This is a genomic window from Nocardia amikacinitolerans (assembly GCF_900215415.1).
In the GTDB taxonomy this organism is placed as follows: domain Bacteria; phylum Actinomycetota; class Actinomycetes; order Mycobacteriales; family Mycobacteriaceae; genus Nocardia; species Nocardia amikacinitolerans.
In genome coordinates this window covers 430,677-450,589 of record NZ_OBEG01000005.1, presented here as the reverse complement: position 1 = coordinate 450,589, position 19,913 = coordinate 430,677, and the positions used below count along the sequence as shown (strand labels likewise).

General features: G+C 69.8%; 17 protein-coding genes. 9 read left to right on the top strand and 8 right to left on the bottom strand.

What is annotated here, in order from left to right; translation table 11 throughout:
• Positions 1-40: 40 nt before the first annotated feature.
• Positions 41-496, bottom strand: a complete 456-nt coding sequence (locus tag CRP45_RS23645) for a hypothetical protein (protein WP_067787950.1) — start codon at positions 494-496, stop codon at positions 41-43.
• 154 nt (positions 497-650) lie between these two features.
• On the opposite strand from CRP45_RS23645, the gene CRP45_RS23640 reads away from it, so the two are divergent.
• Positions 651-1,634 (top strand): SDR family NAD(P)-dependent oxidoreductase, encoded by a 984-nt coding sequence (locus CRP45_RS23640; RefSeq protein ID WP_097247007.1) that lies wholly within the window; start codon positions 651-653, stop codon positions 1,632-1,634.
• A gap of 270 nt (positions 1,635-1,904) precedes the next feature.
• On the opposite strand, the gene CRP45_RS23635 is transcribed toward CRP45_RS23640, so the two are convergent.
• The 3 genes from CRP45_RS23635 to CRP45_RS23625 all read right to left on the bottom strand — a co-directional run bounded on the left by CRP45_RS23635 (position 1,905) and on the right by CRP45_RS23625 (position 4,127).
• On the bottom strand, positions 1,905-2,813 hold the full coding sequence (locus CRP45_RS23635; RefSeq protein ID WP_245910368.1) for a ferredoxin family protein: 909 nt from the start codon (positions 2,811-2,813) through the stop codon (positions 1,905-1,907).
• Between the two features lie 71 nt (positions 2,814-2,884).
• The gene (locus tag CRP45_RS23630; protein ID WP_097247006.1) at positions 2,885-3,616 is read right to left on the bottom strand and encodes an alpha/beta fold hydrolase; all 732 of its coding nucleotides are present in this window, start codon (positions 3,614-3,616) and stop codon (positions 2,885-2,887) included.
• Between the two features lie 154 nt (positions 3,617-3,770).
• The gene (locus tag CRP45_RS23625) at positions 3,771-4,127 is read right to left on the bottom strand and encodes a winged helix-turn-helix transcriptional regulator (protein ID WP_067787956.1); all 357 of its coding nucleotides are present in this window, start codon (positions 4,125-4,127) and stop codon (positions 3,771-3,773) included.
• Positions 4,128-4,184: 57 nt separating this feature from the next.
• Here CRP45_RS23625 and CRP45_RS23620 point away from each other — a divergent pair, with 57 nt between their 5' ends.
• Positions 4,185-5,054, top strand: coding sequence for an NmrA family NAD(P)-binding protein (locus CRP45_RS23620; RefSeq protein WP_097247004.1), 870 nt, complete (start codon positions 4,185-4,187; stop codon positions 5,052-5,054).
• Between the two features lie 185 nt (positions 5,055-5,239).
• On the opposite strand, the gene CRP45_RS23615 is transcribed toward CRP45_RS23620, so the two are convergent.
• Together CRP45_RS23615 and CRP45_RS23610 are read right to left on the bottom strand one after the other, a co-directional pair.
• A complete protein-coding gene (locus CRP45_RS23615) occupies positions 5,240-6,811 on the bottom strand; it encodes a DNA polymerase Y family protein (RefSeq protein WP_097247199.1) in 1,572 nt (523 codons plus the stop codon).
• Between the two features lie 16 nt (positions 6,812-6,827).
• Positions 6,828-7,580: a hypothetical protein gene (locus CRP45_RS23610; protein WP_179830983.1), complete on the bottom strand. Its 753-nt coding sequence runs from the start codon at positions 7,578-7,580 to the stop codon at positions 6,828-6,830.
• Between the two features lie 235 nt (positions 7,581-7,815).
• On the opposite strand from CRP45_RS23610, the gene CRP45_RS23605 reads away from it, so the two are divergent.
• Positions 7,816-8,940: a serine/threonine-protein kinase gene (locus CRP45_RS23605; RefSeq protein ID WP_067784875.1), complete on the top strand. Its 1,125-nt coding sequence runs from the start codon at positions 7,816-7,818 to the stop codon at positions 8,938-8,940.
• Between the two features lie 81 nt (positions 8,941-9,021).
• Here the strand turns inward: CRP45_RS23605 and CRP45_RS23600 are convergent, their stop codons facing one another.
• The gene (locus tag CRP45_RS23600) at positions 9,022-9,657 is read right to left on the bottom strand and encodes a response regulator (RefSeq protein WP_067785130.1); all 636 of its coding nucleotides are present in this window, start codon (positions 9,655-9,657) and stop codon (positions 9,022-9,024) included.
• Positions 9,658-10,014: 357 nt separating this feature from the next.
• Positions 10,015-11,283, bottom strand: coding sequence for an ATP-binding protein (locus CRP45_RS23595; RefSeq protein WP_245910392.1), 1,269 nt, complete (start codon positions 11,281-11,283; stop codon positions 10,015-10,017).
• Between the two features lie 645 nt (positions 11,284-11,928).
• On the opposite strand from CRP45_RS23595, the gene CRP45_RS23590 reads away from it, so the two are divergent.
• The 6 genes from CRP45_RS23590 to CRP45_RS33980 all read left to right on the top strand — a co-directional run bounded on the left by CRP45_RS23590 (position 11,929) and on the right by CRP45_RS33980 (position 19,913).
• Positions 11,929-12,585 carry an MspA family porin gene (locus tag CRP45_RS23590; protein WP_097246999.1) on the top strand — a complete coding sequence of 219 codons (657 nt, stop codon included), beginning with the start codon at positions 11,929-11,931 and terminating at the stop codon, positions 12,583-12,585.
• A gap of 251 nt (positions 12,586-12,836) precedes the next feature.
• Positions 12,837-16,889, top strand: coding sequence for an NACHT and WD repeat domain-containing protein (locus CRP45_RS23585; protein WP_097246998.1), 4,053 nt, complete (start codon positions 12,837-12,839; stop codon positions 16,887-16,889).
• 129 nt (positions 16,890-17,018) lie between these two features.
• Entirely contained in the window at positions 17,019-17,660 is a 642-nt protein-coding gene (locus CRP45_RS23580; RefSeq protein WP_097246996.1) for an MspA family porin, read from the top strand.
• 118 nt (positions 17,661-17,778) lie between these two features.
• Positions 17,779-19,509 carry a PspC domain-containing protein gene (locus tag CRP45_RS23575; RefSeq protein ID WP_097247198.1) on the top strand — a complete coding sequence of 577 codons (1,731 nt, stop codon included), beginning with the start codon at positions 17,779-17,781 and terminating at the stop codon, positions 19,507-19,509.
• Positions 19,502-19,717, top strand: a complete 216-nt coding sequence (locus tag CRP45_RS23570; RefSeq protein ID WP_067784895.1) for a hypothetical protein — start codon at positions 19,502-19,504, stop codon at positions 19,715-19,717. Before CRP45_RS23575 ends, CRP45_RS23570 begins: the two co-directional genes overlap by 8 nt.
• 25 nt (positions 19,718-19,742) lie before the next feature.
• Entirely contained in the window at positions 19,743-19,913 is a 171-nt protein-coding gene (locus tag CRP45_RS33980) for a hypothetical protein (protein ID WP_179830982.1), read from the top strand.

The window sequence follows — 19,913 nt, the reverse complement described above, 5'->3', positions numbered from 1 at the left end:
GGGCGGCGGGCCCCTCATCGACCCGCCGCCCGCCCGCCGATCAGCCCTCTCGAACCCGCTCGGTGGAGCCGGCGGCCACCGCGGCGTCCACCCGGTCCAGCCCGTCGCGGATCATCTCGCCGTACGCGTCGTCGGCCAGAATCCGCAGGTGACCGCGCGCGATCGCCAATTGCATTCGGGCGCCGTCGAAATCGCCGAGCCTGCGGTGACTGTCGGCCAGGTTCAGATACAGCGAAGGCAGGAAACAGCGCAGTCCCTCGTCCAGCGGGATTCCGGGACCGAACACCGCGGCGAGCGCGCGCTGATCCCAATGCAGCGCGTCCTCGTCCTTCTCCTGAAGGACGGCGAGGTGATGCGCGATCACACAGCGCTGCAAGGGATCACCGGACGGATCTAGTTCCTCCCACAGCGCACCGAGCGCGCGGCGCGCCGCTTCCGGATTCCCGCTGCCGAGCCGCACCGCGGCAAAGATGTCCGCCATCCGATCGTCCGCCATGCGCACGAGTATCGCACATATGTTCGAAGGATTCGAGAGCTCTTCGAACGCGTCTCCGGGCGTGACGAGCGCCACTTGGCGAGTAAACTTACTTCAGAGTAAGTTCTTGCCCATTCCAGGCCGTCACCGTTGACGCGACAAAGGAGCGATCCCGATGAACCGAGCTTCCGCCGACGACGCCGGTGTGCGCGGGCAGATCCGACGCAACCGCCGCAGCCGGGATCTGACCGGCAGGCACGTCCTCATCACCGGCGCCTCCTCCGGCATCGGCAGGGCCGCCGCGGTGGCCGTGGCCGACAAGGGCGCCACGGTGTTCCTGCTGGCCCGCCGCGGCGACGAACTCGCGTCCGTGGTCGAGGAGATTCGCGCCGCGGGCGGCTCGGCGTACGGATACCAGTGCGACGTCACCGATTCCGATTCCGTCGACCACACCGTCAAGACCATCCTCGACGAGCACGGCCACGTCGACATGCTGGTGAACAACGCGGGCCGCTCGATCCGCCGCGCCATCCACCGCTCCACCGACCGCCTGCACGACTTCGAGCGGACCATGGCGGTGAACTACTTCGGCGCGCTGCGCATGACGCTGGCCCTGCTGCCGCAGATGCGCGAGCGCAAGTTCGGCCACATCGTCCAGATCAGCAGCGCGGGTGTGCAAGTCGCGACTCCCCGGTTCTCCGCCTACCTGGCGAGCAAGGCGGCGCTGGACAAGTTCACCGAGGTCGCGGCCGTGGAGACCATGGCAGACGGCGTCACCTTCACCACCATCCACATGCCGCTGGTGCGCACACCGATGATCACCCCGAGCGGCGCCCAAGGGCCGTCGGAATCACCCGAGTGGGCGGCGGCCACGATCGTGCGCGCACTCACCGAGCGCCCCAAGCGGATCGACGTCCCGATCGGCACCATCGCCGAATACGGCGCGCTGCTCACGCCCAAGTTCCGCGACCGCGTCCTGCACCGCTACTACCGCGCGCTGCCGGACTCCCCCGCCGCCAAGGGCGAAACCACCGACACCGAGGAAGACGCGGAACCCGTTGCCCCGCAACCGGAACCACGGGAGCCCTCGACCGCACGCCGGGTCACCGGCACCGTGCTGCGCCGCGCCGCCCGCTGGGTCCCCGGCACCCACTGGTGACCGGACCGCTACCCCCTGCGCGCTTGCCGTTCCGGATCGCGCCGGTGTCGACTCCCCGCGCACGGCGCAACACCGACGTCCCACACATCTTTCGCACGGTTCACATAGGCACCGACCGTGTGAAGCGTGTGGAGAGTATGTGGGACTTGGCAAGCGGTAGGCGGCGGCACAACCGGAGGTGGCTGGTCGGGTGCAGCGCAAGGGATTTGGCTGCGAACGGCGTCAGTGTCGGTGGACGACGACAGCGGACGGTGCCGACGCGGCGCGCGATCAGGGCAGCGGCTGGATGGGGTCGGCGAGGAGGGCGGTGACCGGTTTCGGGCCCGCGCCGCAGCTGGCTTGGCGCGGGGGGTAGGCGATCGTCCGCGCGGTGACGCGCCAGCGTCTGCCGTCTCGGTGGGTGACGATCGCACTGCCCGCGTACGTGGGATCGGTTGCGGTAGCGTCTTTTTCGGATTCGACGGTGAGTTCGTCGAGGCCCGCGGTGATCTCAGCGCGCACCGCGAGTTCGGCGACCTGCTCGACGGGCCGATGCCCGCTGCGCCCACGCAAACCGGTGAGCGCGACCTCACCGCGGTGGGCGGCCGCCACGGCGGCGGTCGCGGTGGCGGTGTCGACGCGGCCGTAGGTGAGTCCCGAGGGCAGCAGCACCATGGCGGGCGCGAAGCGGTGGCCGCCGGTGTGCGAGCATTCCCAGACCCGGTCGGGGTTGGCGGTCGCGAGGGCCGCGGCGATGGGGCGGCCGAGCACGGCGCAGCACTGATCGCGCTTGCCGTGCGCGCAGACCAGGACCAGCGGGTCGGTCACCGGCTCGCCGATGCCGGGCGGCGGTCCGTCGAGCAGGTGCAGGTCGATTTCGAGCAACTGCTTCAGGTCGGTGATCTCGAGCCGCTCGCACCAGCCGCCCTCGGCGCGCGAGTTGACCAGCAGAACCGTTCGGGCACCGGTGAATTCGCTGCGGCCGGGGCGACGGATCAGGGTCGGGCGGGCACGCGCGGCGGTGGTGCGCGCGGCGAGTTCCGCGCTGATCTCGGGTCCGAGCACTTCGTCGCCGATCACGTCACGACCCCACGCGCCGGGGTGTTCGACGCAGAGCCAGCTGCTCACCTTCGTCGCGGTGCCGGGCAACGGAACGTCGGCCGACGCCGCCGAGCACAGCATGCCGTCGAACGCGTTCATCGCGCGCTCACGCGGACGGACCTGTCGGTAATGAACACCGTTTCACTCTAGATTCCGCGCGCCGTGCTCTCTCACGGCACGGCGAGGAACGGCAGCACCGTGGCCTCGAACTCGCGGTACCGGTCGCGGTGGATGCTGTGGCCGCACGCGAACGGGGTGACGGTGCAGTCGGCGACCAAGCCGAGCAACACCTCGAGCTTCGCGAGATCGACCATGCCGCCAGGTCCGCCGCGCAGCACCAGCGTGGGGGCGGTGATGTCGCCCAGCCGGTCCCACCATTCCGGGTTCGGCTTGCGGAACTGTTCCAGCGCCGTGCGGGTCATCGAGCGATCGAAGGCGAGGACGGCGCGCGGGTGCCGGATGAGGCTGGTCGTCGCGTGCCAGAGTTCCGGCAGGGTCGGGAACCGGCGGGTCAGCCGGAGTTCCTCGTCGCCGGAGCGCAGCGGCAGCGGGCATTCCTCGATGACCAGCCTGCGCACCAGCTCGGGCCGCTCCTGCGCGACGCAGGACACCGCGTAGCCGCCCAGCGAGTGCCCGACCAGATCCACCTGGCTCAGTTCGAGGTGCTCGCACAGGCGCAGCACGTCGGCGCCGAACTCGTCGAAGCGGTAGGAATCGGTGTGCGAGCTGTGACCGTGCCCGCGCAGGTCGGGAATGATCACCCGCCGCCCCGCCTGCGCCAACCGGCGCGCGAAGCGATCCCAGGTGTGCCCGTCCCCGCCCATGCCGTGCACCAGCACGACGGGCGTCTCGTCGACCGCTCCCGAATCGCGATAGGCGATCTCCATCCCACCGAACGCCATCCGGGCAGCCGTCAGATTCACGATGTTCGAGAGTACCGACCCCCACCCGACCCCCGCCCGGTGTTTGTCGGCAGCATCACAGCGGCTGAGCACGGTTGGCGAGGTCTCGGCTGCGTTGTTCGCAGCGCGCCCGATATGCGGCCGACCTCGGGCGTCAGCTGCCGATGAGGGGGTGTTCCTCGCCCCACTTGAGCATCGCGTACAGGATGTCGCTGAGGCTCTCGCCGTCTTCGGTGAGTTGGTAGACGACGCGGGGCGGTACTTCGGCGTAGACGGTGCGGGTGAGGATGCGCTGGTGTTCGAGGGCGCGCAGGCGGTCGGTGAGGGTCTTGGCGCTCGGCGAACCGAGGGCGGTGCGCAGGTCGCCGAAGCGCTTGGGGCCGGAGAGCAGTTCGCGGACGATCAGCGTCGTCCATTTTCCGTCGAGAACCTTCAGCGTGCGCTCCACACCGCACCCCGAGCACTCGGTGTCTTGCAGTTGTTTCAGCTGCTCAGAGCCAATGGTTCCCATCAGGAAATAATATCACTTCCTGGGTATTGCTTTACTGCCGAAACTAGCATCGCGGACATGAACACATCAACCGTGATCGTCCACGGCGCGACCGGAATCCAGGGCGTCGCTATCGTCCGCGGCCTGCTGTCCGCGGGGCACCGCGTCCGAGGGATCGTCCGCACTTCTCCCGCCGCGCTGCACCCGGACGCCGAACCGGTCCACGCCGACCTGCTCGACCCCGAGTCGCTGGCCGCCGCGTACGCGGGCGCCGACGCCGTGATCGTGCAACTGCCGCTCGTCTTCACCGACCTCGCCGTCCGGCAGTCCGAGGCGGTGCTGGCCGGACTTCGGAAGGCGGGCGTCGAACGGGTCGTCTTCAATACCGGCACGGTGCTGCCGCCCGCGCCCATCGGGGTGCCGTTCGTGGACGCCCGCGTGCTGCTGTCCGCCGAACTGACCCGCGGCGCCGAGGCGGCGACGGTGGTCGCGCCCGCTCGGCAGTACATGGAGAACCTCGTCGCCCCTTGGTCCGCCCCGCTCGTGCGCGCCGGGCAGCTCGCCTATCCGCTGCCGCGGGAGTTGCCCGTCCCGTGGGTCGCACTCGATGATCTCGGCTCGACCGTCGCCGACCTGATCACCGCGGCCGCTCCGCCCCCGCTGCGGATCGTTGCGGGTCCGCAGGCGCTGACAGGCGACGAGGTCGCCGCCGAGCTCGGCACGGTCCTCGGACACCCGGTGCGATGGAATTCCATATCTCCCGAGGCTTATCGGGAGATGCTCGCCCCGCACCTCGGCGCCGAGGCCGCCGCAGGGGTCGCCGGGGTATACACACCGCCGCCCCCGGGAGCGCCCACACCGCCGGAACCCGATCCGTCGGTGCTCGTGACCGGAGCCACCACCCTGCGGGACTGGGCGACGCGCCAGGACTGGCAGACAACCGCGTAGATTCAGCCACTTGTTGAGGTGGGGGTACGCGCCAAGCGGTCGCCGTGCCACGGTCAGCCACCACCGCAGTTCATGATGAATGCCGACGCACTACACGCCTGCGGGCGGCCGCGCCGGTGGCGGTCGGCACCCACCGGCACGTGCTCGTCGATCACCTGACCGCGCCGAGGGCGAGCTAGGCGCTATTAGTCGTAAAGCCCTTCGGCGCGCCATGATTCACCGCTGTAGACGAGGAGCAACACTCGGACGTCGCCCGCGTCGCCGCCCAACTGGACTTGGGCGCGCGCCGCGGCGGCGGAGTCCGGGACCCACCAGTGTTCGTCCACCGGCCATGGCCCGGCCCAGCCCGCCAGCGGCCAGCTGCGGCTGCCCCAGTGCAGCCGGGCCGGGTCGGCGGTGAACAGGCCGCGCTCGGTGACTCGCACCGGAGTTCCGTCGGCCGCTTCCACGCGCACCACTGGGCGGTTCATCAGCAGCACAGCGGGGGCAGGTTCCGGTAGCCGACCGGGCCAGGGCAATTCGGGGTCGGCGGCGGGGACCCGCTCGTCGCCGAGCACGACCATGGTGACGCGTTCGGCGGGACCGCGGCCGCCGCTGAGCACGCCCATCTGGACCGCCTCCCCGCCGAGCAATCCTTGGACCCGGACCAGCGCGCGCCGGGCTCGCTCGTCCTCCTCGCCGACGCCGCCCCACAGGCCGAGTTGCAACGCGCCCGCCCGCACGACCTCCACTGGCTCCAGCCGCAACAGCGTGACCGGGGCGGTTGGTCGGTCGCGGCGGGTCAGCCAGCCGTCGAGTTGCCAGCGCACCCGATCGGCGGTGTCCTCGGGGGTGAGCGGCTCGGCGCACCGCCAGATCCGCGAGAGTTGTTCGCCCGCTTCGGTTTCGGCGAACACGGCGAGCCTGGTGCAGGCCAGCGCGGCGTCGGCGAGCTTGGCGTGCAGGCGGGTGGCGAGCATGCGTCCCGCGAAGGCGGCCGCGTCGACCCGGTCGATCGGCGGGTCGCAGCGCTGTTCCACGGCGAGATCGGGCGGCGGCCGGCGCGCGGCGGGCGGGCGTTCCGGAACGGCGCGCGCGCTGCGGTGCGCGAGCACGGCGTCCGCGCCGAAGCGGGAGGCGACCTCGGCGGGACCGAGCGCCGCGAAATCTCCGATCCGGCGTAAACCCAAGCGGTGCAACAGATCCACCAGCTCGGCACGCTCCGGCACGGCCAGGCTCGGCTCCAGCGCGAGCTCGGACACCGCGAGCGGCGCGAGGAATCCCGCACCCTCGCCCCGTGGCACGATCGCACCGCGCCGCGCCGCGATCACCGCCGTGGACAACTCGTCGGCGATGCCGATCTGCGCCTCCACCCCGACCGCCGCCACCGCGTCGACCAGTCGTTCGGCGGCCGCCTCCTCGGAGCCGAAGAACCGGGCGGCCCCGCGCGCACCCAGCACGAGCAACCCGGCCCGCAACACCTCCACACCAGGGACCGTGGCGTCGACGGCCGCGACCACCGGCTCGAACAATCGCGCGTCGCGATCCGGATCCGCCTGCGCAAGAAACAGTTCCGGGCACCGCGCCTGCGCCTCCCTGCGCCGCAGCCCGCGCCGTACCCCCTCCGCCCGCGCCACGGCCGAGCACGCCACCACCCGGTTGGCGGACAACACCGCCACCGGCCGCGTCGGCGGCAGCTCGGCCACGGCCGCCGCCGCGACCGCGGGCCAGTCCTGGCACCACACCGCGAGCACCCGCGCCCGACTCGGCCGAATCACGGTGCGGCCCCGCCACTCACGACGCCGCACCCCGCGCGATCGGCAATTCGGTAGGGGCAGGCGAGGTTTCCTGGGCGAACCACTCGACGCGCCCACCGCTGGGGCGCAGCTCGACACGTCCGCGCCGCGGCATGCCCGCACGGTGCCGGGCCTCGACTTCGAGGCTGAGCGAGCGGAGGCGGCCGTGGCCGGTGCCGAGACCGACGTATCCGGCGATGCGGGCGTCCAGGCGCAAGGTGGGGTTGGGCCAGTCGCCGTCGGTGACCACCAGGGTGGCGCCCTTGTTGCGGGCGCGGGCGGCGAGCACGCGGGTGCGGGCGGGCGGCACGGCGACGCCGTCGAGGCCGAGGACGACCAGGTCGAGACCGTCCAGCAGCACCGCGGCCACCTCGATCGGATCGGGTCCTGGATCGGCGATCACGGCCAGCCGCGCGAGTTCGGCGCCCATCTCCGCGGCGGCGAGCAGACCGAACCTCGGCACCCCGACGACCGCGGCGTGCCCGCCGTGCTCGGTCACCGCGGCGAGCAGACCGGCGAGCAGCGAGCGCGCACCAGAGTAGGCGACCACGGAACCCTTGCCCAAACCACCCTCCGGCAACAATTCCGCAAGGGCATCGGGCACCGGGAGCGGTTCGCGGCGCATGTCCTCGGCGAGCGGCGCCCGCGCGGCCGCCGACTCCCCGCGTCCAGGGATGGCGGCCATCCGACGGCGCAGTTCGGCCAGCTTCTGTTGTCTCTCCGTCTCCCCCACCCGCACGTCCGAACCCATCACAACCACCTACTTCCCACGATGGACTCCGAGGCGAAGCGAGCGGACCGACCCCACCTCCACACGGAGGAACGGAAGCCAGCACCGATCCAGCTATCGATCCCTTATCGAATATACGTTCGATACGCCTCCAGTAGAAACCCACCCCCGGAATCCCGTCAAGAGCACTCGCGGGCCACCACTTGTCGGCGCAAGAATCGCGGCGACGCAGGGATATTCGGATACCCTGCACACCATGATCGATCGCCCACGTCCCATCGTCGGCCCCGACTATTTGGTCGCAGGCCGCTACCGCCTCCAGTCCAAGCTGGGCGGCGGTGGTATGGGCGCGGTGTGGCTGGCCCACGACCGACTGCTCGACCGGGACGTCGCCATCAAGCAGGTCCTCTCCACCGCCGGGCTGCCCGAGGCCGAGGCCACCGAGGTGCGCAACCGGATCATGCACGAGGGCCGGGTCGCGGCGAAGCTCTCGCACGAGCACGCCATCGCCGTCTACGACGTGGTGCTGGAGGCGGGCGAGCCCTGGCTGGTGATGGAGCATCTACCCTCGCGCAACGTGGCGCGCGCGCTGGCGCTGGTCGAAACGCTGCCGGTGATCGAGGTCGCGCAGATCGGCGCCCAGGTCGCCGACGCGCTGGCCGCCGCGCACGCCGCCGGCATCATCCACCGCGACATCAAGCCGGGCAACATCCTCGTCGCCGATCGCGGCCCCGGCGTCGGCATGGCCAAGCTCAGCGACTTCGGCATCTCCCGCGGCGCGGGCGAGACCGACGAACCGGACGGGATCATCACCGGCACCCCCGCCTACCTCCCGCCGGAGGTGGCGCGCGGCATGCAGCCGACCGAGGCCAGCGACGTGTTCTCGCTCGGCGCCACGCTGTACACCGCGATCGAGGGCCAGCCGCCGTTCGGCCTGCACGAGGACAGCGACGTCCTGGTGGAGCGCGCCGCGATGGCCCAGATCATTCCGCCCTCGCGCAGCGGCATCCTGACCAACGCCCTGCTGCACATGATGGAGCCCGCGCCGCAGCGCAGGCCGACGATGGCCGAGGCGCGGGACGAAATCCTCACCGCCGCTTTCGGTCCCGGCACCGGCCCCTACATTCTCGGCGCCCCCGTGCGCACCGAGGACGGCACCATTCCGGCTTGGGCGGCCCGCAACTCGGCCTCCGGCCTGCGCAGCCCGCACTCGGCCCCGCTTCCGCGCCCGCACCGCAGCGCGCCCAGCGGGGGCGTTGCCGCGACGGCCATGCCGCAACGTGCGGCCAAGCCCCAGCCGAACAACGCCCCGTTGGCCATCGCCATCGGTCTCTTCATCGGCCTGCTCATCATCATCGGCATCATCGTCATCGCGATGTAAGGCGCACCAGACCTCGCAGCGGGTTCACACGCTTCGCAAGCGCTACAACCTCTGCGAAGCGTGTGGATGGCCTGCGAGGACCTAGTCGATGCGGCGACGGTGTGCCCAGCGAGTGAGGGCGTTGCGGTTGGACTGCTGGGTTTTGCGCAGCACGTTGGAGGCGTGCGTCTCCACGGTCTTCACCGAGATGAAGAGGTTCTCGGCGATCTCGCGATAGGTGTAGCCGCGGGCGAGCAGGCGCAGCACTTCGAGTTCGCGGGGAGTCAGCGAGTCCAGTTCCGGGTCGAGCGGAGGTTCGGGAACCGGGGAACGGCCGGTGAACGAGTCGAGCACGAATCCGGCGAGCCGCGGGCTGAAGACGGCGTCACCGCCTGCGACCCTGCGGATGCCGTCGGCGAGCTCGGCGCCGGAGATGGTCTTGGTGACGTAGCCGCGCGCGCCCGCCCGGATCACCGCGATCACGTCCTCGGCGGCGTCGGACACGCTCAGCGCCAAGCAGACCGGGCCGTCCTCGATACCGGACAGCACCGCGACGCCGCCGCCGTCGGGCATGTGCACGTCGAGCAGCACCACGTCCGGGCGGGTGGACTTGATCCCAGCGATGGCCTCGGCAACGCCGCCCGCCTCGCCGACCACCTCCATATCGGCCTCCCGGCTCAGCTCCGCGCGCACACCCGAACGGAACACGGCGTGATCGTCGACGAGAAAGACCCGCACGCTCACCTGCTTCTCCTCACCTTTCGGTGGAACGACCCACCCTGACTGCGCCGACCGCCCGCGGCCGTCCGCATCTCATCGGTACCACAAGCGGGCCGGCGACGACGTGTCCGCCGCGGAACTCCGACTCGGACCCGCCTCACCGCCATCGAGCCGAGCGGATGGCTTGCCGATTCGCCCTGGCGGCTTGTCCGCTCGGCATCGTCGGTGTTCCCTGCATACTCGTCGAGGCGCGTCCGGTCGGCACAGCGCTGGGAGCCGCGGCACGGCCGCACACCGGACAGCACCTGCGCGACCGCCGCCGCACGGCACGCACCGGGGCGGTGGTTACTGCGCGCGAACCATTCCGCACCGCGCCTACTTCCCCGATCGCACCGATTGCCGGTTGCGCTCGGTCGGCGGGTCACCGGCCGTACCTGCGTCGGAATCGGGGCTCTCGGGCACACCGGAATCGCTGCGCGGCATGAAGATCCGCACCTCGGTACCGCGCCCCGGCGTGGACAGGATCTCCACCTGGCCGCCGCGGCGTTCGATCCGGCCGCGGATGGATTTGGCGAGACCCTGCCGGTCCTGCGGCACCGAGGCGACGTCGAATCCCGCGCCGCGGTCGCGCACGAAGACGCTCACCTGGTGCGGTTCCACCTCGGCGAACAGGTCGATGGTCGGCACGCCCGCGTGCTTGGCGGCGTTCACCATCGCCTCCCTGCTCGCGCCGAGCAGCGCGGTGAAATGTTCCTTGGGTAGACCGTTTCCGGAGTCGTCGAGATCCATCGAGACGTCGCCGACCGTCACGGGGGTCACCTTGACGCCGTGCTGGTCCTCCACCTCGCCCGCGATGGTGCGCAGCGCCGCGGCCAGGCTCGACTGCGCGGGACCGGAGTCCTCGAACAGCCACTTGCGCAGCTCCCGCTCCTGGCTGCGCGCCAGCCGCGCCACCTCCTGCGGGTCGTCCGCTTGGCGCTGGATGAGGGCCAGCGTCTGTAGGACGGAATCGTGCAGGTGCGAGGCGATCTCCTCGCGTTCTTCGTTGCGGATGCGGGCCGCGCGCTCGGTATTCAGCGCGCGCATCATGCGCAACCACAGCGGGACGGTGAGCAGACCGGCGCCGATCAGGGTGACCGCCACCGCGATCAGCGCGGAACCGAGGGCGCTCAAGTCGATCCTGGCCAGCACCACGACGCCGAGCCCGAGCACCACCATGGTGGCACCCGCGACGACGCGCGCCCAGGTGACCACCGAGGGGTGTGCGGGCAGGCCGAGCAGCGAGCGCGGGCCGTCGGTGTCGTACTCGCGCCAGACCAGCGCGGCGCCAACCGCGACGACGACGATCGGCACGATCACCTTCGCCGCGACGGTGCCGTTCATCAGCCAGGAGACCGCCACCGAGAGACCGAGCCCGAGCAGCGCGAGACCGATCGCTTGGCGTCGCTCGGTGCCGCTCGGCTTGGCCGAGTCGCCGCCGCTCGGAGTGAAGATCCACAGCAGGCCGTAGGCGATGATGCCCGCCCCCGCCAACGCGGAGAGCAGCACGAACGCCATCCGCACCTTGAACACGTCGAGCCCTAGGTGATCGGCGAGACCACCCGCCACACCGCCGACGATCCGTCCACCCGACCGTCGCACCATCCGCAGCTGCGGATGCCTGCCGAGATCGAGCACCGGGACGGGCCGCGCCCCGTAGCCGCGGGAGGCGTCGAACCCGGGCGCGGCCCCGAAGCCCGGCGCGGAGGCGCCGCGGGCAGCGTCGAACGCGGGACCGGTGGGGTGCATGCCTTCGATACTGGCACGCTCCCCCGACACCGGCCATCAGGAATCACCCTGATCTTGCCCTCATCCCCTGGGCCACCAGTTTCGGACCCACCATCCCGTTGATCTGCGCAAACACAGTCCCACCGATTCGCCCGCCTGCCGACCGATCCCGATTCGCGCGATCGCACCGCAACGAACCGGCCTTACCGAAGCACGATCCGGCAGGGCAATGCTGTCCGGTCCGGACAAAGGACCCCGCTGAGCTGCGCAGACGCACACGTCCGCCACGCCGTTCCGACAGTTCGGAAGCGGTAGGCGGCACCGGCCACCGCGCCGGACCGGAAAACCCGCCCCAACGCCGCGACCAGGGCTTTCCCGCCCACCACCAGCTCGCGGCGCTCGGCCAGGACATCCGCCGCCCCATACCTTTCCGTTGGGTCGCCGAAGACCCGGTCTCCACCGGAATCACCCGGTTCGATCCCCCGCATCGCCGCGGGAAAGCAATCTCTTGGGGAGGAACACATGAGGTACGTATCGGTACTCGCGTCGCTGTTCTCGGCCGCCGTCCTGGTGGTCTGCATGGTCCTTACGGGGAGCCCGTTCGCCGGGGCGGCAGCGATGGCGCCGCACGAGAAGACGGTCGAAGGGCCGAACGGATTCCGGTTCACCGTCGGACACTCCGGTCAGGCCTTTCATCCGGTCGCTCCGCTGAACGGCATGCCGACCAATCGGGAGGTGTTCCTCGACGACACGTTCTACGGCCGGGTCGAAGCAGGCGGGACCGGCACCTTGAAGGCCGGTTACCTGGTTGCCTGCGCGGTCGACCTGACCGTCGGCATCGACCTCGGCGCCGCGATCGGCTTCGACGGGGGTTTCCGGGTCGGCGGCTCCAGCAGCAGTGATTCGGCCTCGTCGGGCGTGGACGCGAGCCTCGGCCCCGACCTGAGCATCGGCGCGAGCATCGATCTGTCGATCACGCCGGGCAAGGTCCAGCCCTTCGAAGTCGGTACCAAGGAGCTGCCGACCGGCAGCACCGGCTACTTCGTCAGCCGCGATTTCCACGTCTCGGTGCAGGATTGCGGCGGTCCGCTGACCATCCGCTCGTACACGATCGTCGAGGCGCAATCGCCGGAGGTCAGCGGGCGCGAAGCGGTCTACGGGGACCCGATCTTCCTGTGAGAGCGAGGTGGAAGGCGGTGCGCGACGCGGCGCACCGCCACTGTCGTCGGGGAGATGAATCGCGGCCCGGCCGGGTAGATTGTTCCTATGTTTGTGCCGCCCAGACATTTCCGTGGGCACGCGTGACAGGGGACGCAGCACGGGGGGAAATCAGTTCGCCACGAGCGGTTTTCGCCGAACGATTCGCCGACCTGTATGCCGCCGCGGGAAATCCGACACTGCGCAGGGTCGCCGCCCAAGCGGAGAACCGCATGCGGGCCACCGGGGCGGCGACCCCCGCGTCCGCCCAGCGGATCAGTGACTGGAAGGCGGGCCGAAACGTGCCCGCCCGCTTCGAATCCCTGCTGCCGGTGGTGCTGACACTCATCGATCTCGCCAAGAAGCGCGGCGGCACGCTGCCCGCGAAGCTCGCGGACCCGCAGGAATGGAAGCGGCTGTGGACCGCGTCGAACTCGTGGACGCCCGACGACGCCGACGACATCGCGTGCCCGTACCTCGGCCTGCAGTCCTATCGAAACACCGACAGCGACATCTTCTTCGGGCGCAAGCGGGCGACCGAGGAGCTCACCGAGCTGGTGAGGAACACCGTGCGCGACGGTGGCGGGATCGTCACGCTCATCGGCGCGTCGGGAGCCGGTAAGTCTTCGTTACTCGCGGCGGGGCTGACATCCGAACTCGCACGGGGACAAGATAAGTGGCGCATCGTCACAGTGACACCCGGCGCAAATCCCATGGCCGCCCTGATGAAGCCCCTTGGCGCGCAGGTCAAGAACGCAGAGACCGATCCGGCGAAGCCCGCCGACGCGCGGAACGAAGGCTCTGCGGACACCGACTCGGCTCAGCCCACTGGCGCTCAGGGCAAGGACTCCCCCGATACCGACTCGGCGAAGACCTCTGGCGCGCGGACCAAGGACTCCGCGCGCACCGATTCCGCGAAGCCCGCTGGCCCGCAGGAAAAGAGCCCAGCGGGCACCGAGTCGCCGACGACTCCAGTACCGCACGGTACCGACGCGCCCTCGACGACTTGGCCGACCGACGGGCCGCGCCTCCTGATCATCGACCAATTCGAAGAGCTGTTCACCGTCTGCGCCGACGAACAGGAGCGCGACGAGTTCCTGGCGCTCCTCGATCAGCACGCCAGGCAGACCGACCCCATCGCCGTCCTGCTCGCCCTGCGCGCCGACTTCTACGCCCGCTGCCTCGACTACCCGGTCTTGCAGGAGTCCCTGGAAAAGCGCAGCTACCTGCTAGGCCCGATGCGCGTCGACGAGCTGACCGAGGCCATCACCGGCCCCGCCGAACGCGCAGGACTGAAACTCGAAGCAGGACTCGACGAACTCGTCATCACCGAACTCTGCGGCCTCGGCGACCATCGAACTCGTCAGAGCTACGACCCCGGAGCCCTGCCGCTGCTCTCCCACGTCATGGCCGCCACCTGGCAGCACCGTGAGGGACGCAAGCTGACCATCGCGGGCTACCGCGCGGCGGGCGGCGTCGTCGGCTCCGTCGCCGCCACCGCGGAACAGGCGTGGAGCGAACTGTCCGATCCGCAGCAGTCGGCCGCGAAGGACGTGCTGCTCGGACTCGTCACCGTGGCGCGCGACTCCCGCGACACCCGGCGCATCGCGGTGCGCCCCACGCTCCAACAGCGCAGCGCCGATCCGCTCTCGGCCGCCGCCGCGCTCGAACTGCTGGCGCGCACCCGGCTGGTGACGCTGGACGCCGACTCGGTCTTCCTCACCCACGAGATCGTGCTCGACGCCTGGCCACGGTTGCGCGCCTGGATCGACGAGAACCGGGTCGGCTATCTGGTGCGGCAACGGGTGGAAGCGGATGCGGTCGAATGGGATTCGATGAATCGGGATCCGGCGCTGCTGTATCGGGGTTCCCGGCTAGAGTCCGCACTCGAGCACGCGGCGGCATCGGACGGGGTCGTGCGCGATTTCCTGCACGCCTCGCGCGCATCACGCGGCCGGTTCCGTCGCCGCACCACACTCACCAGAATCGGCTTGGCGCTGGCGGGAGTGGTGCTGTTGGTGTTCGGCCTGACCGCCTACACCCAAACGCAATTCGGGCAGCGGCAGCGCGAGGAGAAGAATTTCGCGGCGGTCATGAGGGAGGCGGAGCGGCTGCGCAGTGTCGACCCTTCCCTTTCTGCCCAGCTCTACCTCGTCGCAGAGCGCATGCGGCCCGGCGACGAGACGGTGCGGACCCACCTGCTCGACACGCAGGATCAGTCGCTGGCGACCACCGTCCCGGCACACGGCAACGGTTACGTCGAGGCGTCTCAACAGCCAGGGGGTGCTCTGCTGGCATCCGCCGACGACGAGGGCATCGCGTACCTGTGGGACAACAGCGATGCTGGTAATCCCAGCAAGCTGGTGCAGCTCCCCGGCGGGGTCTCGAAGGCTGTCTTCAGCGCGAATCGCCGCGTCATGGCCACCAGCGGCAGCGGGGGTGCACGGTTGTGGGACATCGCCGAGCCCGACGCTCCGCGAGTGCTGGCCGAATTGCCGAGGGCCGGTACTGGAACGCACGTAGCCATGAGCTTCAGCGCGGACGGCACTATTCTCGCCACGTTGAACGCCGACACCGTCACGTTGTGGAATGTCGTCGATCCCGGCCGACCTCGAGCCGGCGCGAAGCTACCCGCCGGGCAAGACGTCAACGCCGAAGTGCGGTTCAGCCCCACCGACCCGGTGCTGGCCGTGCCGACGAACAATCAGGTGTTGAGCACACAGCCCCCGGCGCGGATTCAGCTGTGGAAAGTCGACGGTCCCGAGCGCGTCACCCCCTTGGGACCGCCGATCGAGGCCACGACGGCGGTCCTGACCGATATGGATTTCAGCCCAGACGGCCGAATTCTGGCCGTTGGCGGCGGTGACGGGTCACTACGGAACGACGGGCACGCGAACCGGGGGACGCTACAGCTGTGGCGAATCGATCGAGACAGCCCGCCGACGCCGCTCGGCGCACCGGTTGCGGTCAGCGAATCCGCCTTGTGGTCAGTGACTTTCAGTCCCGACGGCCTGATGCTCGCGGTCGCCACCTCCGAGGACGCCGCGCTGTGGAACATGGCGGATCCGGCCCAGCCCAAGCTCATCGACGAGCCGCTGACCAAGAGCCCTACGACCTGCCGGTTCTCGAAAGGCATCGCGATGCCTTGCCGGAGCGGCCCTACCAGCCTCGCCTTCGGTCCAGACGGACGAACCCTCACTGCGGGCGGGTGGGACGGCAACCTACGAGTCTGGAGTCTTCCGCCCGCATTGGTGTCCGGCCCGTCGGAGAAGGCGTCGTTCCCCCGATTCGACGCGGCAGGACGCCGCGCGGTCGTCGCCTCGGGAGGGGACACCATCGAGATCTGGGACACCCGAGATCAACTGCGGTGGCGGCTGCTCGGCCGCTTCACTCATCGCGCCGGTGACTATCTGTACGAAGTGAGCCCGGATGGAGCGACCCTGGTGACCGCTTCGTACGAGCATCAGTTCACTGTGTACGACATAACCGATCCAGCGAACGTGCGTCTTCGAGGCGACTGGGCGAGCCTGAGCGGCGCCGAGCACTTGGCCATCCGGCCGGACTGGCGGATCGCGGTGACGTCGCACGATGACTCGCTGCGGGTGTGGAGCCTCGAGGATCTCGGACATCCCGCGCCACTCGGCGACAAAATACCCCTGACAGATCCCATGGACACCGAATTCAGCAGCGATGGCGAAATCCTCGCGGTCCGCACATTCCTGTCGGATGGCGACATCGTCCGGCAACCCCTCACGTTGTGGAACTTCGCAGACCCCCTTCGTCCTGCCCCTCTCGGTGATCAACTGCCCGAGATAGCCGGCAGCATCAGCACTGTCGAGTTCGCCCCCGATGGGCGCACCATGATCTTGGTCAACAACCCGATGATGCAGGTGTGGGACGTCGGTGACCGCGCCCGAATCCGACCGATCAGCGCGCCGATCGTCGCCGACAGCCTCTCCGTGGGCAGGATCTCCTTCTCGCCGGATTCCCGCCGGGCCGTCATTACCGGCGAGGATCGGCGGATCACGTTGTGGAACATGACGGATCGAGCGGTTCCACAACAGATCGGCGACCCACTGACACCGCCGCGCGAAAACGACGACTGGACCGCTCAGTTCCTCCCGTACGGCAACCACCTCGTCATCTCTGGCGGATCACCGCGAGTCTGGAACCTCGATGTCTCCTCCGCCATCGATCGAATCTGCGACACCACGGGAAACCTACTGACCGAGGACGTTTGGCAACGCCACCTCCCCCTACTCCCCTACCAACCCCCTTGCTCCTGAAACACGCTCTCTTACAGGGACTTTCCAAGCATTCCTTCAGCACCCCTGACCATCCTGAAAGCGACCACGGGGCAGTCCGTGGTCGCCTCCGGGTAGGGAGCCCGGGCGTGAACCGAGGGGGATACCCGAATGAATGGGAAGTCTGGGCTGGCCGCTGTCGCGATCGCTATGGGTTGTCTCGCGGGGTTCGCACCGCAGGCCGCGGCGGTCGATCTCGCGCCGCACGAGAAGACGTACTCCGCCCCCGGCGGGCTGGAGTTCACGGTGGGCCACAGCGAACACGCGGCACGGCCGGTGGGTTCGCTGAACGGGATGCCGACCAATCGGGATGTGTTCCTGGACAACACCTTCTACGGACAAGTCTCGGACGGAACGGGTCGCTTGAAGACCGGGTACTTCGTGGCCTGCGCCGTCGACCTGAAGGCGAAACTCGACCTCGGCGCGGAGGTCGGCATCGACGCGGACGCGAGCGCGCACCTGGGTCTGTCGCCGGAGTCGCTGCTGCCCGGCGTGGACGTGAGCGTCGGGCCGTACCTGAGCGCGGGGATCGGCGTCGATCTCTCGATCACTCCCGGCAAGGTGGTCGACGTACCGCTCGGCGAGAAAGAGCTGCTGCCGGGCAGCACGGGATACGTGTTCAGCCGGGACCGGCGCGTCCACGTCGAGGACTGCGCCGGCCCGCTGACGGTGCAGGCGTACGCGATCATCACCGCGGAGACGCCGGAGGTGACCGCGGAAGGCGCGGTGTTCGGGGATCCGTTCACCATGTAACCGCCGGAAACACCGACCACAGGAGCACCATCCGACCGCCCGGTCCACCAGGATCAGGATGGTTTTTCAGGGTTCACCCCGATGCGCCGCGCCGCTGGTCAGCCGCACCATGGGAAGCATGACGAGAACAACCTTCGGCGATCAGCTGCAGCAGATGTGGCAGACGCGGCCCGTCCGGTTGCCGCGCCAGGGCCCGGTCGCGGGCGTCGCGGCCGGGTTCGGGCAGCGCTACAACGTCGATCCGGTGCTGGTGCGGGTCGCGTTCGTGGTGTCCACCCTGTTCGGCGGCGCGGGCATCGTGCTGTACCTGCTCGCCTGGCTGCTGCTGAACGAGTCCGGGGACCAGTCCTCGGCCGCCGAATCGCTGTTCGGCAAGGGGCACAGCTCCCAGTCGCACACGAAGACCGTGGTGCTGGTCGTCGCACTGGCCATCGCGGTCACCACGGTCGGTCCGATCGGCGTCGGACTGGCCGGTTCCGGGATGATCAGCCTGGCACTGATGCTGGCGGGCTGGTGGATGCTGTTCATGCGCTGCCCGCAGCCGCCGCCGGGCACCAGCATGGTCGACGGTGGTTTCGCCGACGGCCTCTTCGCGACCGGCTATCCCGGGGCGGCCTTCCCCACCGGTCCGCTGCGTGCGCCCGGTTACCCGATTCCGGACGTCGGGCCGGTGTACAGCCCGTACACCAAGCTGCCGGACGCGTACGTTCCCGACACGCCGCGCGAGACGGCGGCGGAAACCGTGCCGGACAAGGACATCGACCAGCCCACCGAGGTGATCGACGCGAAAACCGAAGTGCTCGAAGCGCGGACCTCGTCACCGCAGCCGAGCACCGAGGACGAGACACCGATCTCGCTCGAGAAAGCCGCCACCGGCCCGAACACCGTCGCCGAGCCGAAGTCCCTCGCCGAACCGAAGCTCCTCGCCGAGCCGAAGACCCCTGGCGAGTCGGCGTCTCTCGCCGAGCCAAAGACCCTCGCCGAACCGAAGACCTCTGGCGAGCCAAAGACCCTCGCCGAACCGAAGTCCCCCGGCGAACCGAAGACCCTCGCCGAGCCAAAGACCCCCGGCGAACCAGCAACCCCGGGCGAACCGAAGCTCCCCGCCGGCTCGAAGACATCCGCCGATCTACCGACCCGCACACCGTCCCACCCAACCCCCGCCGCCTTCCCGGGCGTCACCCCACCCTCCTGGGACCCCCTCGGCGTAGCACCTCTGGCCTGGGACCTGCCCGAACCGACACCCGCCCGCGCTGTCGTCGCCCCGCCGCCGAAGCGTCCCCGGTCCCGGCTCACCCCGGTCGTGCTCGGCCTGTCCATCCTGGCCGCCGCGGGTGCTGGCGCGATCGCCGCCGCGGGCGCCGAGTGGATGACGCCCGGCCGGATCGCCGCCGTCGCCCTCGCGGTGATCGGCCTCGGCTTGGTTCTCGGCGCGTTCCTGCGGCGCGGCTACGGCCTGCTTGTCGTCACCGCTCCGCTCGCCGGTTTCGTCCTGCTCGCCTCGATGATCGGCCCGATCGAATTCGACAGGGGCGCCATGGGCGACCACGTCTGGACCCCGGCGACAATGGCCGACCTGCAACCGGACTACCGGATCTCGATGGGTGCGGGCACCCTCGACCTGCGGTCGCTGAACCTGACCGAGAACCGAGCCGTGAACGTCGACGTGCAGATGGGCGAGGTCCGCATCCTGGTTCCCGAGGGCATGACCCTCCGCACCGACTGCACCGTCAACATGGGCGACAACCGGTGCCCGGAGGGCGTCACCGGACCGAACACCCCGGGCGCCCCGGTGCTCGACCTGAACGTGGACATCCAGATGGGCAGCGTGGAGGTGCAACGTGGCTGAGCAGACCCAACCCAACGGCACGACCGAGGGACGCGGACCGTCGGCCTCCCTGCTGATCGTCGGCCTGCTCGCCCTGGCGGTGAGCGTCTGGGGCTTCATCGGCCCCGCCGCGACGGCCAGCGGCGCAATCTCCTTCGGGTGGATCGTCGTCATCGCCGCCATCGTCGTCGGCGTCCTGCTCGTGATCTCCCCACGCAAGCGCCGCTAGCGCGATGGCCCGACAGGAGAACCCCATGACGCGAGACCAATTCGAGAACGACGCGACCGACCCGGCGCCGCCGAATCAGGGCACGCCCGTCGCGCGGGTAGTGCCGATCTCGCCGGCCAGAAGCTACGTCGGGGGTGGCTCGCTACTCGGCCACGTCGTCCTCGGCCACGGCTGGAGCCGCGCCGGCACGGACTGA

Bases quoted from the DNA above. Each gene is read 5' to 3' on its own strand.
- CRP45_RS23630 (WP_097247006.1), bottom strand. From the start codon at position 3,616: ATGGCGTTCGGTGGGATGGAGATCGCCTATCGCGATTCGGGAGCGGTC.
- CRP45_RS23625 (WP_067787956.1), bottom strand. From the start codon at position 4,127: ATGGGAACCATTGGCTCTGAGCAGCTGAAACAACTGCAAGACACCGAG.
- CRP45_RS23620 (WP_097247004.1), top strand. From the start codon at position 4,185: ATGAACACATCAACCGTGATCGTCCACGGCGCGACCGGAATCCAGGGC.
- CRP45_RS23610 (WP_179830983.1), bottom strand. From the start codon at position 7,580: ATGGGTTCGGACGTGCGGGTGGGGGAGACGGAGAGACAACAGAAGCTG.
- CRP45_RS23585 (WP_097246998.1), top strand. From the start codon at position 12,837: ATGCGGGCCACCGGGGCGGCGACCCCCGCGTCCGCCCAGCGGATCAGT.
- CRP45_RS33980 (WP_179830982.1), top strand. From the start codon at position 19,743: ATGACGCGAGACCAATTCGAGAACGACGCGACCGACCCGGCGCCGCCG.
- CRP45_RS23635 (WP_245910368.1), bottom strand. From the start codon at position 2,813: ATGAACGCGTTCGACGGCATGCTGTGCTCGGCGGCGTCGGCCGACGTT.
- CRP45_RS23575 (WP_097247198.1), top strand. From the start codon at position 17,779: ATGACGAGAACAACCTTCGGCGATCAGCTGCAGCAGATGTGGCAGACG.
- CRP45_RS23590 (WP_097246999.1), top strand. From the start codon at position 11,929: ATGAGGTACGTATCGGTACTCGCGTCGCTGTTCTCGGCCGCCGTCCTG.
- CRP45_RS23580 (WP_097246996.1), top strand. From the start codon at position 17,019: ATGAATGGGAAGTCTGGGCTGGCCGCTGTCGCGATCGCTATGGGTTGT.
- CRP45_RS23645 (WP_067787950.1), bottom strand. From the start codon at position 496: ATGGCGGACGATCGGATGGCGGACATCTTTGCCGCGGTGCGGCTCGGC.
- CRP45_RS23640 (WP_097247007.1), top strand. From the start codon at position 651: ATGAACCGAGCTTCCGCCGACGACGCCGGTGTGCGCGGGCAGATCCGA.
- CRP45_RS23595 (WP_245910392.1), bottom strand. From the start codon at position 11,283: ATGGTGCGACGGTCGGGTGGACGGATCGTCGGCGGTGTGGCGGGTGGT.
- CRP45_RS23605 (WP_067784875.1), top strand. From the start codon at position 7,816: ATGATCGATCGCCCACGTCCCATCGTCGGCCCCGACTATTTGGTCGCA.